The 15,569-nt window shown below is 73.5% G+C and carries 14 protein-coding genes; 7 read left to right on the top strand and 7 right to left on the bottom strand.

Features of this window, described 5'->3' with window-relative positions; all coding sequences use genetic code 11:
- Positions 1-41: 41 nt before the first annotated feature.
- Positions 42-965: a sirohydrochlorin chelatase gene (locus FNH09_RS26860; RefSeq protein WP_152892421.1), complete on the top strand. Its 924-nt coding sequence runs from the start codon at positions 42-44 to the stop codon at positions 963-965.
- A gap of 398 nt (positions 966-1,363) precedes the next feature.
- On the opposite strand, the gene FNH09_RS26855 is transcribed toward FNH09_RS26860, so the two are convergent.
- Both FNH09_RS26855 and FNH09_RS26850 read right to left on the bottom strand, forming a co-directional pair.
- Positions 1,364-2,398 carry a beta-propeller fold lactonase family protein gene (locus FNH09_RS26855; RefSeq protein ID WP_162469147.1) on the bottom strand — a complete coding sequence of 345 codons (1,035 nt, stop codon included), beginning with the start codon at positions 2,396-2,398 and terminating at the stop codon, positions 1,364-1,366.
- 501 nt (positions 2,399-2,899) lie between these two features.
- The gene (locus tag FNH09_RS26850; protein WP_162469146.1) at positions 2,900-4,399 is read right to left on the bottom strand and encodes an FUSC family protein; all 1,500 of its coding nucleotides are present in this window, start codon (positions 4,397-4,399) and stop codon (positions 2,900-2,902) included.
- 261 nt (positions 4,400-4,660) lie between these two features.
- Between FNH09_RS26850 and FNH09_RS26845 the strand changes: the two genes are divergently transcribed.
- Complete coding sequence (locus FNH09_RS26845; protein WP_152892417.1) at positions 4,661-5,137, top strand: Lrp/AsnC family transcriptional regulator; 477 nt, start codon at positions 4,661-4,663, stop codon at positions 5,135-5,137.
- A gap of 32 nt (positions 5,138-5,169) precedes the next feature.
- On the opposite strand, the gene FNH09_RS26840 is transcribed toward FNH09_RS26845, so the two are convergent.
- A complete protein-coding gene (locus tag FNH09_RS26840; RefSeq protein WP_162469145.1) occupies positions 5,170-6,036 on the bottom strand; it encodes a LysR substrate-binding domain-containing protein in 867 nt (288 codons plus the stop codon).
- Positions 6,037-6,094: 58 nt separating this feature from the next.
- Between FNH09_RS26840 and FNH09_RS26835 the strand changes: the two genes are divergently transcribed.
- The 3 genes from FNH09_RS26835 (at position 6,095) to FNH09_RS26825 (ending at position 9,160) form a co-directional block, all read left to right on the top strand.
- Entirely contained in the window at positions 6,095-6,493 is a 399-nt protein-coding gene (locus FNH09_RS26835) for a DUF5997 family protein (protein WP_152892415.1), read from the top strand.
- Between the two features lie 93 nt (positions 6,494-6,586).
- On the top strand, positions 6,587-7,267 hold the full coding sequence (locus tag FNH09_RS26830) for a class I SAM-dependent DNA methyltransferase (protein WP_152892413.1): 681 nt from the start codon (positions 6,587-6,589) through the stop codon (positions 7,265-7,267).
- A gap of 54 nt (positions 7,268-7,321) precedes the next feature.
- On the top strand, positions 7,322-9,160 hold the full coding sequence (locus FNH09_RS26825) for a SpoIIE family protein phosphatase (protein WP_162469144.1): 1,839 nt from the start codon (positions 7,322-7,324) through the stop codon (positions 9,158-9,160).
- A gap of 512 nt (positions 9,161-9,672) precedes the next feature.
- On the opposite strand, the gene FNH09_RS26815 is transcribed toward FNH09_RS26825, so the two are convergent.
- The gene (locus tag FNH09_RS26815) at positions 9,673-10,095 is read right to left on the bottom strand and encodes a YjbQ family protein (protein ID WP_152892411.1); all 423 of its coding nucleotides are present in this window, start codon (positions 10,093-10,095) and stop codon (positions 9,673-9,675) included.
- Between the two features lie 54 nt (positions 10,096-10,149).
- Between FNH09_RS26815 and FNH09_RS26810 the strand changes: the two genes are divergently transcribed.
- Positions 10,150-11,226: an NAD(P)-binding domain-containing protein gene (locus tag FNH09_RS26810; protein ID WP_162469143.1), complete on the top strand. Its 1,077-nt coding sequence runs from the start codon at positions 10,150-10,152 to the stop codon at positions 11,224-11,226.
- A 12-nt stretch (positions 11,227-11,238) separates the two neighbouring features.
- Here the strand turns inward: FNH09_RS26810 and mltG are convergent, their stop codons facing one another.
- The gene (mltG, locus tag FNH09_RS26805) at positions 11,239-12,102 is read right to left on the bottom strand and encodes an endolytic transglycosylase MltG (RefSeq protein ID WP_152892409.1); all 864 of its coding nucleotides are present in this window, start codon (positions 12,100-12,102) and stop codon (positions 11,239-11,241) included.
- A gap of 43 nt (positions 12,103-12,145) precedes the next feature.
- Positions 12,146-13,948 carry an ABC transporter ATP-binding protein gene (locus tag FNH09_RS26800; protein ID WP_152892407.1) on the bottom strand — a complete coding sequence of 601 codons (1,803 nt, stop codon included), beginning with the start codon at positions 13,946-13,948 and terminating at the stop codon, positions 12,146-12,148.
- A gap of 93 nt (positions 13,949-14,041) precedes the next feature.
- Between FNH09_RS26800 and FNH09_RS26795 the strand changes: the two genes are divergently transcribed.
- Positions 14,042-14,503 carry a MarR family winged helix-turn-helix transcriptional regulator gene (locus FNH09_RS26795; protein ID WP_152892405.1) on the top strand — a complete coding sequence of 154 codons (462 nt, stop codon included), beginning with the start codon at positions 14,042-14,044 and terminating at the stop codon, positions 14,501-14,503.
- Between the two features lie 21 nt (positions 14,504-14,524).
- On the opposite strand, the gene FNH09_RS26790 is transcribed toward FNH09_RS26795, so the two are convergent.
- Positions 14,525-15,271, bottom strand: a complete 747-nt coding sequence (locus FNH09_RS26790) for a hypothetical protein (protein WP_420802782.1) — start codon at positions 15,269-15,271, stop codon at positions 14,525-14,527.
- Between the last annotated feature and the right edge of the window lie 298 nt (positions 15,272-15,569).

Below are 15,569 nucleotides of genomic sequence, written 5' to 3'. Positions count from 1 at the left end.
CCCGAACAGGGGAACCCGGTAAGCCAGTAACATGCGGCGCCATGAGCTCCCCCACTGGGCCCGCGTCCGGCCTGCCTGTACGAATGCCGCGCCCCCGCCAGCCTGGGCGGCACCGGCGACCCGAGCCCCTGGCGGCTCCCGAAGGCGCGCCCGCGCTTGTCCTGGCCGTGCCGGGCACCCCCGGTACCGCCACTCGCGGACTCGCCGAGGAGGTCGTGAGCATCGCCCGCTCCGAGCTCCCCGGCCTCGACGCCCGCATCGGTTACCTCGACGGGGACGACGCGGAGTTCCCGACCCTTCAGTCCGTGCTCACGCACGCCGCCGAAGAGCGCACCGCCCGTTACGAGCAGGCCCTCGCCGCCGGTCTCGAGGTCAAGGAGCCCGACGGCCCCGTCGCCGTCGTCGTGCCCCTGCTGGCCGGTCCGGACGGCGCCCTGCTGCGCCAGGTCCGCCAGGCCGTGATGGAGAGCCGGATCGCCGCCGATCTGACCGACGTCCTCGGCCCGCACCCGCTGCTGGCGGAGGCGCTGCACGTGCGTCTGTCCGAGGCGGGTCTGGCCCGCGCGGACCGCGCCCGGCTGTTCACCGTGGCCACCGCCGCGGACGGCATCATCCTGGCCTCGGTCGGTGGCGAGGAGGCCGTGCAGGCCGCCGGGATCACCGGCATGCTGCTCGCCGCGCGCCTGGCCGTGCCGGTGATCGCCGCGGCGCTCGACCAGGAGGGCTCGATCGCCTCCGTCGCCGAGCAGCTGCGCGCCTCGGGCTCGCAGCAGCTGGCGCTGGCGCCCTACCTGATCGGCCCGGAGATCGACGCGACCCTGGTGACGGCCGCGGCCGAGGAGGCCGGCTGCTCCGCCGCCGAGGCGCTCGGCCCGTACCCGGCCATCGGCAAGCTGGCCCTGGCCCAGTACACCGCGGCCCTGGGCATCGCCCCGCAGCAGCCGCAGGGCACGCCGGTCCGCTGACCCGGACGCCCGACCGCGACACAACGGGAGGGCCCGCTCCGTACGCCGGAGCGGGCCCTCCCGTCCTGCTTGTGCAGTCCTGCCGGGGACAGCGCTCGCGGTGGAGCGGCCACAGGGCCCGCCCTGTGGCCGGGTGACCCTGCCGACCCGGCACGACCGGCTCCGGGACGTCCTGTCACCCGACAGGCCGCGTCCGAGCCGCCGGCCGCCCCTGCCGCGCCCCACCGGTCCGACACCATCCGTGGGTCCGGCACCACCTGTCGGCCCTCGTCGGCTCGCGGCGGCGGTCCTCACAGGTCCCGACGGTCCTCGGCAGCCCCGGCGGCACTCGGGTGCCCTCGCCCGCACCCGTCGGTCCTCGTCGACACCAGCCGGCACGCGTCGGCACGCGTCGGCGCTCAGCCGAAGACCACGCAGGAGGCCGCCGGCACCTCGACGCTGCCGCCGTGCCGCGGCAGGCCCGTCTCCGGGTCGACGAAGAACCAGGTGACGTCGCCGGAACGCTCGTTCGCGACGTACAGGAATCCGTCCGACTCGGCGAGCGCGCGGGGCCAGTGCCCGCCGCAGGGGACCGTGCCGACCAGCCGCAGCCCCTCGCCCTCGACGGCGAGCACGGACAGCACGTCCTCGCCGCGCGTGGCGGTCCACACGAAGCGTCCGTCGGGCGAGACGGCGATGCCGGAGGGGTAGGCGTCGCCCGCCGGGGCACCGGGCAGTACCGGGGTCTCGGCCAGCGGTCTCAGCGAGCCCTGCGCACCGTCCCAGCGGCAGACGGTGACGGTCGGCGTGAGTTCGTTCAGCACGTAGGCGTACGAGCCGTCGGGGTGGAAGGCCAGGTGGCGCGGGCCGGAGCCGGGCCGCAGGGCGGTCTCCCGGTGCAGTACGGGCGTGCCGTCGGCCAGGGCGCACACCCGCACGGAGTCCGTGCCGAGGTCGACGCTCACCGCCCACCGGCCGCTCGGGTCGGGCTGCACCTGATGGGCGTGCGGCCCCTGCTGGCGGCGCGTGTGCGGACCGGAACCGGTGTGTTCCAGGATCCCGGACGCGGCGGCGGCAAGGGTTCCGTCGGGGCGGACGGGCACGGCGCTGACGCTGCCCGAGCCGTAGTTGGCGGTCAGGACGTGTCCGTCGAAGACACTGAGGTGGGTGGGCCCGCTGCCGCCGACCAGGACCGGCGCCCCCGCCTGCGTGACCTTGTCGCCGTCCACGCGATAGGCGGCCACCGCGCCCTCGGTCGTCTCGCTCACCGCGTACAGGGTGCCCCCGTCGGGCGACAGGGCCAGGTAGGAGGGGTCGGGGACGCCGTCCACGCTGTTCAGCACCGTCAGCGCACCGTCGGCCGCGTCCACGGCCGCCGTCACGAGCCCGGGGCCCCCGGCCGCCGTGAACGACCCGATGAACGCCCGCTGCTGCCGCCTGCCGCCGTCTGTCACCGCTGTCCCCTCTCGTCCGCATCTGTCGGACGCGACGGTAGCAGTCGATCGTCAGCGGTCTAGACCAAGACTCCGGCGCCGCCGTCCGCCCGGCACGGGTCACCGGGCCGGGCGCGCCCGACCGCCCGAGAACGACTCCGGGCAGGCCCGCCGGGCCGCGCCCGCGGAGCGCCGGGCGAGCTCGCCGGACGGTGTCCGGGCAGTCCTGACCAGGCGCGTCGGGCCGGATCGCGCGGTCACCGCGCGCGTCGTCCGGGCGGTGTGCGCGGGGCCGCCCCGCGGGTCGCGCGCAGGTGCCGGTACGGGCCCGTGCGCCGGACGGCCGGGCGGTCGGACCCCGCTCCGGGCGACTCCGGAGGCCGCTCCGGGGGCGGCCTCGACCCGCCACGACCCGCACCCCGTACGACCGTTTGGCGCATCGGAGCGGACGGCGCCCGAGCCGGCCCGGCGAGCCGCCGCGACCCGCGAGCCGCTGCGCCCCTCGTGGGACGCCCGGTCCGCTCAGGCCCCGACCAGCGGTGATCCCGAGGGCGTGCGCAGGGGCGTGGCGAGTTCCGCGAGGGCCCGCTCCAGGCCGTGGAGGTGGGCCAGCGCGGGCTCGACCGGCGCCTGGACGGTGGCGGACGGCGGCCGCGTGCCGTCGTCGCCGCGCTCGGTGAGCGCCTCCACCGCGGCCTCCACACGCCAGCATGCGGCGGCCAGGCGGGCGTCGTGCGAGGCCTCCGGGTCGGCGGCCACGGCGACCAGGCCGCGGATCTCGCGGGCGCAGTCGTCGAGCAGCGCGAGCACCTGGCGGGCGCGCCGCTTGCGGCCGAGCATCGGGTTCAGCGGATGCACCAGCGGGGCGACGGAGAGCCGTACCCGGCCGAGGAGCTGTTCCAGCTCGCCGACGCGGCGGGCCGGGTCGGCGTGGTCCGCTCCGGAGAGGCGGGCGGCGGCCTCCGCGGTGCACAGGTGGACGCAGCGCAGGGCGCGCTGGATCCACGCGTCGGTGACGGCGTGCGTGGTGACGGGCAGGACGAAGAGCACGGCGAGTCCGGCCCCGAGCGCCCCGACCCCGGTCTCGGTCAGCCGCAGCGCGAGGAGGCCGGGGCTGAGCACGCCGAGCAGCCCGTACAGCAGCCCGGCCATGAGCGTCACCCAGAGCATCATCCAGGTGTAGGAGACGGCGGCGGTGTAGAAGATGCCGAAGACGCAGACGGCGAGGAGCACGGCCGTGGGCACCGCCGCCCCGTGCACGGGAAGGGCGACGAGCAGGCCGAGGCCGATGCCGATCACCGTGCCGAGGACGCGCCGGAAGCCGCGTACCAGCGTCTCGCCGCGCGAGGCGGTGTTGACGAAGATCCACCAGGTGGCGCCCACGGCCCAGTACCAGCGCTGCCCGGACACCAGCTGTCCCACGACCAGCGCGAAGCCCGCGCCCGCGGTCGCCTGGACCGCCTGGCGGGTGGTCACCCGGGCCAGCCCGGTGGCGCCGGGCGGGGCGGGCACCGCGGCCGGGGGCAGGCGTCGCTCGTAGCACCACAGTCCGAAGCGCACCGCGGCCGCGGCGAGGACGGACAGGAGCACCGCCGCGTAGAGCCGGGGCAGCTGTCCGGCGGTGGCGTGCAGGAACTGCGCGATGAAGAAGGTCATGAACGCGAACACGCCCAGACTGTGGCCGCGCGGCCCCCAGCGGCGCGCGTACACGCCCGCGCCGACCACGGCGAGGAAGGCGAGGTCGCGGGCGACCGGACGGTCGTGCAGGGACGCCGCGACGGTGAGGACGGGCAGGCCGACGGCGGGCAGCAGCGCGGTGGTGACCGCCTGGCCGCGGACCGTGGGGTCGGTGACGGTGAACAGGGCGAGGAGTGCGGCGAGCCCGCCGGTGACGGTGCCCGCGAGGGGGTTCCCGGCCAGTTGGCAGCCGAGGACCGCGAGTCCGATGCCGAGGACCGCTCGCGCGGCGAAACGCAGCCGCACGCGCCCCGGGTCCGGAGCCATGAACACCCTCTTCAGCACTGCTTGTCGCCCCCTGGGAAACCGGCATGAAAAAGGCGCCGCGGGATCCGCAGCGCCATCGACGTGTCCATGAGAGCATCCCCGCCGCCACTGGCTCAAGCGGCCTTCGTTCCACTGGGCCATTGGCTCAGCCCGGACGGCCGCGACCGATCCATGGCGAGGCCAACGGACCACGTGGTCCGGTCCACCCCGTATGCCGCTTCCTGCGCCATTGGTACAGTCGTAGATGATCATCTGATGCCGACGAGGAGGCCGGGCACCATGGCCGTGGACGAGCTCGACACCCGCATCCTGCGGCTGCTGCTCGAACAGCCGCGCACCAGCGTGCGCGAGTACGCCCGGGTCCTGGGAGTGGCGCGCGGCACGCTCCAGGCCCGCCTGGACCGGCTGGAGCGCGACGGCGTGATCACCGGCACGGGTCCGGCGCTGTCGCCCGCCGCGCTCGGTCATCCGGTCCTGGCGTTCGTGCACATCGAGGTCACCCAGGGCCACCTGGACGACATCGGCGAGGAGCTGGCCGGCGTACCGGAGATCGTCGAGGCGTTCTCGATCACCGGTGGCGGAGATCTGATGACCCGGGTGGTGGCGCGCGACAACGCCCACCTGGAGGACGTGATCCAGAAACTGATCAGCATGCCGGGCGTGGTCCGCACCCGCACGGAGGTCGCGCTGCGCGAGCGGGTGCCGCACCGGCTGCTGCCGCTGGTGGAGTCGATCGGCCGCGCGGCCGCGAAGTAGCCCCGGCCGGGCAGCCGCCGGGCCCTGTGGGCCTACGAGCGGCGGCGGGGCCGGCCCCGCTTGGCGCCGCCGCTGCCGCTGCCGCTGCCGCTGCCGCCGCTCTTCGGGCCGCCGGAGCGGCCGCCGCGCGCGGTGCCGCCGGTCTTCTTCGCGGTGCCGCCCGTGGACTTGCCGCCGGCCTTGCCCGTGGCCCCGGCCGCCGTCCGTCCGGTCGGCTTGCCCTCGTTCGGCTTGCGGCGCGGGTCGGAGGCCGCACCGCGCTCGCCCTTCGGATCCCGCGCGGCGGCGGTGCGGCCTCGGGTGCTGTTGACCGTCCGGCCGCGCACGATGCCGATGAAGTCCTCGACGAGGTCGGTGGTGGCCTCCTCCGGCCAGGACAGGGCGACGCTCGACTGCGGGGCGTCGGCGACCTGCCGGTAGGTGAGGTCCCTGCGGTGGTGGAGGCGGGCCAGCGACTGCGGGACGACCAGGACGCCCACCCCCGCGGCCACCAGTTCGACGGCGTCCTCCGTGGTCGCCGGACGCTCGAAGGCCGGCTGCCCCGGCGGGCGCTCCCAGCCGAGGACGTCGTCGAGGGGATGGAAGACGACCTCGTCGGCGAGGTCCTCCAGAGTCACCTCGTCCGCCGCGGTGAGGAGGTGGTCCTTGGGGACCACGACCACCGTGGTCTCCGTGTAGAGGGGGATCGCGCTGAACACCGTGCGGTCGACCGGGAGGCGCAGGACGCCGGCGTCGGCGTCGCCGCCGCGCAACACATCGGATGCCTGGGCGGCCGGTACCTGAAGGAGGGTCAGCGGGACGTCGGGCAGGCGCTCGTTCCAGATCCGCACCCACTTGGCGGGGGTCACCCCGGGGACGTACGCCAGCCGGAACGAGGGGGATTCTTCCGAGCCTGTCACCCCGCCAGGCTACCGGCTGTGGTCGGACGTCTCGCCCCGGGCCGATAGTCTGGACTGTATGAAGTCGCACCAGACCACCCAGACGATGAAGCCCGCCACGGCGGCGAAGAAGCTGGGTGTGTACCTCCCCGCCACCCCCGCCGCGTTCCAGGAGGGTGTCGTCACGCGCGCCGAACTGAACGAGCTCCAGGCGAACCCGCCCGAGTGGCTTCAGGAGCTGCGCCGCAACGGCCCGCACCCCCGTCCGGTGGTCGCGGCGAAGCTGGGCGTCTCCATCGCGGGTCTGGCGCGCGGCGGGGTCACGGAGGCCCTCACCACCGAGGAGATCTCGGCGCTCAAGGACAGCCGGCCGGAGTGGCTGGAGAAGGAGCGCTCCACTCAGGTCGAGGTGCGCAAGGAGACCGCCCGCATCAAGAAGCGCGACGCCGAGCGCGCCGAGCAGGAGCCGCGTTCCTGACGTCCGCGGACAGCCGGCGGCCGGCCCGGCTCCCGTGACCCCGATCCACCCGACTGTGAAATAATCCCATATGCCCGATGAAGGGTTACTTTCATGGTCAAGGGAACGTACGGGATCGACTACGGGCTGATCCGGATCGACCGCACCGGCCAGGCCGAGGCCTTCGACGCGATCGGCGACCGCTACGACGAGGCGTTCCGGCAGAAGAAAGGCCAGCTGTCCGCCGGTGCCTGGCTGCTCGCCTGCCTGCCCTCGGGTTCCCGTGTGCTGGATCTGGGCTGCGGCACCGGACTGCCGACCACGCGGCAGCTGGCGGACGCCGGCCTGGAGGTCGTCGGCGTCGATCTTTCCCCCGGGATGCTGCGGCTCGCCCGGCAGAACGTCCCCGGTGCCACGTTCCATCGGCTGGACCTCGCCGACCTCAGGCCGGACGGTCCCCGCGACCTGGGCCGCTTCGCCGCCGTCGCGGCCTTCTTCTCCCTGTTGATGCTGCCGCGCCCCGAGATCCCCCTCGCGCTGCGCACGGTCCGGCACCTGCTGGTTCCGGGCGGTCTGTTCGTCCTGTCGATGGTGGAGGCGGACGTGGACGACTTCCCCATCCCGTTCCTCGGAAACACGATCAGGGTCTCCGGCTACCTGCGGGAGGAGCTGTACGAGGTCATCGAGGCCTCGGGCTTCGAGATCCTCAGGGAGTCGTCCTGCACCTACGCCCCGGCGGTCGCCGACGTACCGCCCGAGGAGCAGCTGTTCCTCTGCTGCCGACGCCGTGACTGACCACGCACGAGGCGACACCGCGGACCGCGGCGCCCCCTGAACGGGACGAAACGTGTGACGAAGCAACGCACTTCTCATCAGGGCCCCGCCCAGGCGGGCCGGGCCTCCGGCGGCCTGCTGGACGGGACGAGGGAGCGCGCCGTGGCGGAACACACCCTGGACCCGCTGCCGGTCGGGGCCGGACCGCAGACCGACCGGCTGCGGTATCTCGACGTGGCGACCCGGCGGATCGCCGGCGGGATGGACCTGGACGAGACGCTCCGGGAACTGCGCCGGGCCGCCGTGCCCGCGTTCGCGGACGCCATCCTGATCCATCTGCACGATCCCCTGCCGGTAGGGGACGAGAAGATGCCCGCGCCCGGTGTGCTGAAGCTGCACAGCATCGACCGGACGCCGGACGCACCGGCGACCGACCGGTCCGCGCCCGCCCTGCCCACCGAGCTCCCCCGGCGCGCGGACCTCACCGAGCGCGTGCACCTCACCGTCTCCGGCCGGCTCGCGCGGCTGCTCCTGTCCGGGCGGCCGGCGTTCGGCGACGCGCCGGGGATCGCATCGGCGGTGACCGAGCTGCTCGGGCCGGCGGCCGGCGCGCCGGAGGCTCTCCCGCCGGGCCGACGGCTGATCATCGCCCCGCTGCACGGCCGCCACCACATCATGGGCAGCGTCGTACTGCTGCGCCGCACCGACCGGCCCGCGTTCACCGGCGACGACCAGCTCGTCGCCTCGCAGCTCGCGACCCACACCGCCCTCGGCGTCCAGAAGGCGGTGATGTACGGGCACGAGGCCTCCGTGGCGGACACGCTCCAGCACACGATGCTCCCCCCGTCACTGCCCGAGCCCACCGGTGTCCGGCTGGCCAGCAGATACCTGCCCGCCTCCAAGACCGCGCAGGTCGGCGGCGACTGGTACGACGCGATCCCGCTGCCCGGCAACCGGATCGCCCTGGTCGTCGGCGATGTCATGGGCCACTCCATGACCTCGGCCGCGATCATGGGTCAGCTGCGCACCATCGTGCAGACCCTCGCCGGGCTCGACCTGCCCCCCGACGAGGTCCTGCACCACCTCGACGAACAGGCCCAGCGCCTCGGCAGCGACCACATCGCCACCTGCCTCTACGTGATCTACGATCCGATCTCGCAGCGGATGCTGATGGCGAACGCCGGCCACCCGCCCGCGCTGCTCCTCCAGCCGGACGGCCGGGTGGAGGTGCTGAAGGTCCCGCCGGGCGCTCCGCTCGGCGTCGGCGGTGTCGCCTTCGAGTCCGTGGACCTGCCCGCGCCCAAGGGCGCGACCCTGCTCCAGTACACCGACGGTCTCGTCGAGTCCCGCGACCAGGACGTGGGCTCGGGCGTCGAGGCGCTACGCGCCCATCTCCAGGCGCCGCCCCGGGCCAGGGGCCAGGGAATCGCCCTGCCCTCGCTGGAGACGCTGTGCGACCAGGTGCTGGGCACCCTGGGCCCGCGCACCCGCGACGACGACATCGCGCTGCTGGCCACCCGCTTCGAGGGATTCCCCGAGGACAGCGTCAGGTACTGGTTCCTGGAACCGCACCCGCGCACCGCGAAGCAGGCCCGTCGGCTGACCCATCGCACCCTGCGGCGCTGGGGGCTCGAATCCCTGCTGGAGTCGACGGAACTCCTGGTCAGCGAGGTCGTCACCAACGCCGTGCGCTGCGCCTCGCGCCCCATCTCGCTACGGCTCCTGCGCACCGACGTGCTGCGCTGCGAAGTCACCGACGACTCCCCCCAGGCGCCCCGGATGCGGTGCGCCGAGGTCGACGACGAGGGCGGGCGCGGTCTGTACCTGGTCAACCAGATCGCCCGGCGCTGGGGCTCGACCAGGCTCAGCGCGGGCAAGGTGGTCTGGTTCGAGCTGCCGATCCCCGACACATGAGAGACGCCGCGTGAGAGCCCCGGCTCCCTCAGTGGGCGAGCGCGTCGCGCAGACCGGGCTTCGAGGCGTCGGCCCAGGCGGCCGGCGGTTCCCGTTCGCTCGCAGGTACGGCGCCGCGTCTCGATCACCCGGTCGGCGGTGTCGGTGCGCGGCTCGACCTGCCGCGTGTGGGGGTGGCATGGCCGCCCGGCCACGCCCCAGCGGGTCCGATCCGATCAGCTGTCGGTAGACGGGCCAGGCGCTCACTCAGGTGCGTACGCCCATGACGGGTCCTCCCGGGCAGCCGCATGCCGGTCCTCGGCCTCGGACGTGCCACCCGGCGCCGCGTTCCGCGGGCGGGCCGGACCGGCGGCCCGGTGGGAGCGCCTGCTCACGGCGATCTCACCTCCTGGCTCACGGACGGCGTGAGACTCAGGTACCCCAGCGGCCGAGGGTGTATCGCGTCCCGGTGCCCGCTCCGGCGAGCCTCCTCGGACCGGGAGGCTCGGGCCGGGGAGCTCGGCCCGGGAGAGTCAGCCCAGGAAGCTCAGCCGGACCTGGCGGTCGGGGTTGTCCCGGTTCGTGTCCACCAGGCACACCGACTGCCAGGTGCCCAGTTCCAGCCGTCCGCCGATCACCGGCAGGGTCGCGTGGGGCGGGACGAAGGCCGGCAGGACGTGGTCGCGGCCGTGGCCGGGGCTGCCGTGGCGGTGCTGCCAGCGGTCGTCGGCGGGCAGCAGCGTGTGCAGGGCGGAGAGAAGGTCGTCGTCGCTGCCCGCGCCGGTCTCGATGACCGCGATCCCGGCGGTGGCGTGCGGGACGAAGACGTTCAGGAGACCGTCGCGGCCGGCGGCCGCCTCCCGCAGGAACGCCTCGCAGTCACGGGTGAGATCGACGACCCGCTCCGTGGAACCGGAGGCGACGCGCAGGACTCGGGTGGTGAAGCCGTCTGACATGGCTCCATCCTCGCCCACGGGAAGATCCGCGACCACGCACCCGTTAGTGGAACCGTGAACAACACACGCGAGGTCGAGGTGGTCGTCGTCGGCGCGGGTCAGGCCGGGCTGTCCGGCGCCTACCATCTGCGGCGCGCCGGTTTCCGCCCCGAGCACGACTTCGTGGTCCTCGACCACTCCCCCGGACCGGGCGGCGCCTGGCAGTTCCGGTGGCCCTCGCTGACGTACGGCAAGGTGCACGGAATGCACTCGCTGCCGGGGATGGAGCTGACGGACGCCGACTCCGCACGGCCCTCCTCCGATGTGATCAGCGCGTACTTCGACCGCTACGAGCAGGCCTTCGACCTGCGGGTCCGGCGCCCGGTGGAGGTGCGCGCGGTACGCGAGGGCGCCGGCGGGCGGCTGCTCGTGGAGACGTCCGACGGGGTGTGGTCGACCCGCGCGCTGATCAACGCGACCGGCACCTGGGACCGGCCGTTCCAGCCGCGCCTGCCCGGCCAGGAGACCTTCCTCGGACGGCAGCTGCACACCGCGCACTACCCCGGGCCCGAGGCGTTCGCGGGGCTGCGGGTGGTCGTGGTGGGCGGCGGGGCGTCCGGCACCCAGCATCTGCTGGAGCTCGCCCCGTACGCGGCCGCCACCACCTGGGTCACCAGGCGGCCGCCCGTCTTCCGCGAGGGCCCCTTCGACGAGGAGGCGGGCCGTGCGGCCGTCGCGCTCGTGGAGGAGCGGGTGCGGCACGGACTGCCGCCGAGGAGCGTGGTCTCCGTGACCGGCCTGCCCCTGAACGACGCGATCAGGCAGGGCCTGGCGGACGGCGTCCTGGACCGGCTGCCGATGTTCGACCGGATCACCCCGGACGGCGTGGAGTGGAGAGACGGACGGCACGTGGCCGCCGACGTCATCCTGTGGGCGACCGGCTTCCGGCCCGCCGTCGGCCATCTGGCGCCGCTGCGGCTGCGCGAGCCGGGCGGCGGCATCCGCCTGGACGGGACCCGCGCGGTCGCCGACCCGCGCGTCCATCTGGTCGGCTACGGCCCGTCGGCGAGCACCATCGGCGCCAACCGGGCCGGCCGGGCGGCGGTACGGGACATCAGGCGTCTGCTCGCGGGCGAGGCCCTCGCCGCCTGACGTCCCGCCCGCTCAATTCGTCGTCGTGGGTGCCGGACTCGCGCTCCTGTGCTGCGCAGCGTCGAACTCGGCGACGTTGCGCAGGTGCTGCTGGTAGTCGGCCGTGAACCGGGTGTCGCCCGGCCTGACGGTCACGAAGTAGAGCCAGTCGCCCGCCGTCGGGTTGATCGCGGCCTTCATCGCGTCCTCGCCGGGGTTGTCGATCGGCGTCGGCGGCAGGCCCATCCGCCGGTACGAGTTGTAGGGGTTGTCGATCCGGGTGTCGTCGGCCGTCGTACGCGGGGTGGAGCGGTTGAGCGCGTAGTTGATCGTGGAGTCCAGCTGGAGCGGCATCCCGCGCTCCAGCCGGTTGAACACGACGCGGGCGACCTTTCCCATGTCGGACTTCGTCGCGGACTCGGCCTGGACGATGCTGGCGATGGTGACCGCCTGGTAGAGATTCAACGCGTTGTGCTGCGCGCCGGCGGCGATGGGCGCCTTGTTGAACGTGCGGTTCGCGGTGTCGACCATGGACGCCAGCACCATCTGCGGCGTGGCCTTCCCGGTCAGCGCGTACGTCGCCGGGAACAGGTACCCCTCGGGGTTGCCCTCGGCGTCGCCCGGCAGCTTGAGGTGGACCTTCGCGAGGGACTGCCTGGTGGTGCCGGCGGGCAGATCGAGGGCCTTGTCGACCGCGTCGTAGACCTGGCCGGCCCGCCAGCCCTCCGGGATCACCAGCGAGGCGGGCCGGGCGGGCCGACCGGACCCGTCATGGCCCAGCTTCAGCAGCGGCACCGCCACGGCGGTGCCGGCCACGACGGCCCCGGCCGCGACGAGGGTGATCCTGCCCCGGCGCGTCAGTCGAATCGGTCTCCGTGGCGGAGTGTTCATCTGCATGGGGGCACGGTAACCCGCAAAACCCGGCAAATCTGGCATATCGTCAGCTTGTCGGCTCCAGTCGGGCGTCCCGGCGCACGAGCGCGGCGTACCGCCCGTCCCGCGCCAACAGCTCCTCGTGGGTACCTCGTTCGACGACGCGCCCGCGGTCCAGGACCGCGATCTGGTCGGCGCCCCGGACGGTGGACAGCCGGTGCGCGATCGTGAGGGTCGTGCGGTCGGCGGACAGCGCGTCGATGGCCTTCTGGACGGCGTGTTCGGTGCGGGTGTCCAGGGCGCTGGTCGCCTCGTCGAGGATGAGCACCGGCGGATCGCGCAGGATGGTCCGGGCGATGGCCAGGCGCTGTTTCTCGCCGCCCGAGAAGCGGTGGCCGCGTTCCCCGACGACCGTGTCGTAGCCGTCCGACAGGGACACGATGTGGTCGTGGATCTGGGCCGCCCTGGCCGCCGCGTACAACTCCTCGTCGGTGGCCTCCGGCTTGGCGAAGCGCAGGTTCTCGGCGACCGAGGCGTGGAAGAGGTACGTCTCCTGCGAGACGACGCCGACCGCGCGGGCGAGGGTGTCGAAGTCGAGGTCACGGACGTCGACGCCGTCGAGGGTGACCCGGCCGCCCGTGACGTCGTACAGGCGTGGCACCAGATAGCCGAGCGTGGACTTGCCGGCCCCGGTGGCACCGACGAGCGCGAGGCCGCTGCCCGCGGGCACGGTGATGTCGATGCCGTCGAGGACCGGGCCGCCCTTGTCGTCGTAGCCGAAGGTGACGTCCTCGAAGCGGACCTCGCCCTTGACCTCGTCGAGGTGGACGGGCTCCGCGCGCTCGGTGATGTCGACGGGCAGGTCGAGGTATTCGAAGATGCGCTGGAACAGGGCGAGCGAGGTCTGGATCTGGACGCCGGTCGCCAGCAGGCTCACGGCCGGGCGGAACAGGCCCTGCTGGAGCGAGACGAAGGCGACGAGGGTACCGATCGAGACGCCGGGGCCGCCCAGTTGGAGGGCGAGGCCCGCGGTCCAGTAGATGACGGCCGGCATGGCGGCCATCACGATGGTGATCACGGCCATCCGCCAGCGGCCCGCCATGCTCGCGCGCACCTCCAGGCCGACCAGTTGCTCGGACTCCTCGGCGAACGACCGGGTGAGCGAGTCGGAGCGGCCCATGGTGCGGCCGAGCAGGATGCCGCTGACGGAGAGCGACTCGGTGACGGTCGCCGCCATGGCCGCCATCTGCTTCTGGCGCTGGGTGGTGATCTTCTTGCGCTCGTTGCCCACGCGGCGGCTGATCCAGACGAAGACCGGCAGCAGGAGCAGCGAGACGACGGTCAGCCGCCAGTCGAGGGCGATCATCGCGATGATCGTGGCGACCACGCTGGTGAGGTTGGAGACCAGGGAGGTCGCGGTGGAGGTGACGGTGGCCTGCATGCCGCCGATGTCGTTGGCGATGCGGGACTGCACCTCGCCCGTGCGGGTCCGGGTGAAGAACGCCAGCGACATGCGCTGCAACCGGCCGTAGACGGCGGTGCGCAGGTCGTGCATGACGCGTTGGCCGACGGTCGTGGAGATCAGTGTCTGGAGCACGCCGAAGACGCTGTTCAGGACGGCGCTGAGGATCATGCCGAGGGCCAGCAGGCTCAGCAGACCGGTGCGCCCCTGGGGGATCGCGACGTCCAGCGTCTCCTTCAGCAGGAACGGGGTGGCCACGGACACCAGGGACGAGGCGCCGACCAGCAGTCCGACGACCGCGAGCCGGGCTCGGTAGGGCTTGAACAGGGAGAGGATGCGGCGCACCTGGCGGGGCTGGTCCGTCGAGGTGCCGGGAGAGGGGGTCCATTCGATGTGATCGCGGGGCATGGCTCCTACGGAGGGTGAGACGGTGAGGATTCAGGGAGCATAGCTCATTGTTACCTATACTCACAATGAACCTGGTCCTGATATTGTTCCCCCATGACCAGCCCCGATCCCGACGGCCTGCTCGCCGAGCAACTCCTGCGGCTCACGCGCCGGGTGCACCGCATCCAGAAGCACCACCTCCAGCAGCGCGGCCTCGGCGTGACACCCGCCCAGGCCCGGCTGCTGCGCATCCTGGCGCACTGCGACACCTCGCCCCGCATGGCCGATCTGGCCGAACGGCTGGAGGTGGTGCCCCGGGCCGTGACGACCCTGGTCGACGGACTGGAGGCGAGCGGCAAGGTGCGACGGGTCCCCGATCCGACCAACCGCCGCGTGATCCGCGTCGAACTCACGGACGACGGCCAGGAGGCGCTGCGCGAACTGCGCGGGGCGCGCGTGTCCGCCGCGCAGGAGATCCTCGCGCCGCTGACGGGCGCCCAGCGCGAGGCACTCGGGAGCCTGCTGGACACACTGGTGGACGGGCCCCCTGCGCCCGCGCGGGGGCGCACCTGCTGAACGACGGGCTCCGGTGGCGCGTCAGCCGAGGTGCGCCCGGTCCCCCATCACCACCACGGGGTGCCGGTCCGGGTCGAGCGTGCGCAGCAGGTAGCGCATCGCCACTCCGGACAGGCCGACACAGGCCGACGTACCGCTGCCGTGGTCCAGGTGCAGCCAGATGCCGCCTCCCGCGGCACCGCCCTCGGGGCGGGTCGGGTCGTTCGGCGGGGTGCCCTTGACGCGGTTGTAGTCGATGGCGATGACATAGTCGAAGTCGTGCCAGTGCGACCTGGCCCACCAGCGCGGGGCCGCGAAGCCGACGGATCTCGTGTACGGGAGCCGGGTGCCGGGGTCGGCGAGGACACCGCCCGCGTCGGTGAGCGTGAACACGCCCACGGGGCTGCGCCCGTCCCCCTCGTGATGGTCGGTGGTCCAGCCCTCCTTCCCGTTGTGCGCGGGCCAGCCGCGGGTGCGCTCCCAGGCGGTGCCGCGCCGGGTGTACAGCACGACCGTGGAGTCGGCCGAATCCCCGCCGTCCCCGTAGACGGCCACCACCTGGCGGGAGTCGGCGGGGATCCGCCGCCGAAGACGCTCGCCGACGCCCGGGATGCGGGTCGGATCCACGAGCCTTGCATGCGGGCGCCCCTGGTGGGCGCGGTCCGCGCCCGCGACGGCTCCCGCTCCGCCGCCGCTTCCCCGAGCCGGGCCGTCGCATCCGGACAGCACCAGCAGGCCCGCGAGGGTCGCGAGGGTCGCGAGCACCGGCAGGACCGACGTGGCCGACAGCGCCGTGCGGGTCGTCCGGGCCTTCGAGGTCCGCACGGCCGTCGAGGGGAGCGCCGGTCGCCGTCGCGACTCCCGAACGCCGTGCGCTGCCACTCCGGCATCACCCCACCCTCATGGAACTTTCCGGACATTCAACCAGAGTTGGGGACATCCGCGTAATGCCGGGCCACCCCGGATCGCGCGGACCGGGCCGCCCGAACGATTCGGTCCCCTGAAAAACAGGTTGATTTTGACCACGCTCCGACGCGAACCTTTCACGGTTTGTTGCCGCACCCCGCGGCTCCGCTCTTCCCTGCCC

The organism is Streptomyces adustus, from assembly GCF_009377175.1.
Taxonomy (GTDB): domain Bacteria; phylum Actinomycetota; class Actinomycetes; order Streptomycetales; family Streptomycetaceae; genus Streptomyces; species Streptomyces adustus.
Note: the sequence above shows the minus strand (reverse complement) of the source record. Positions and strands in the feature narration are given on the sequence as shown.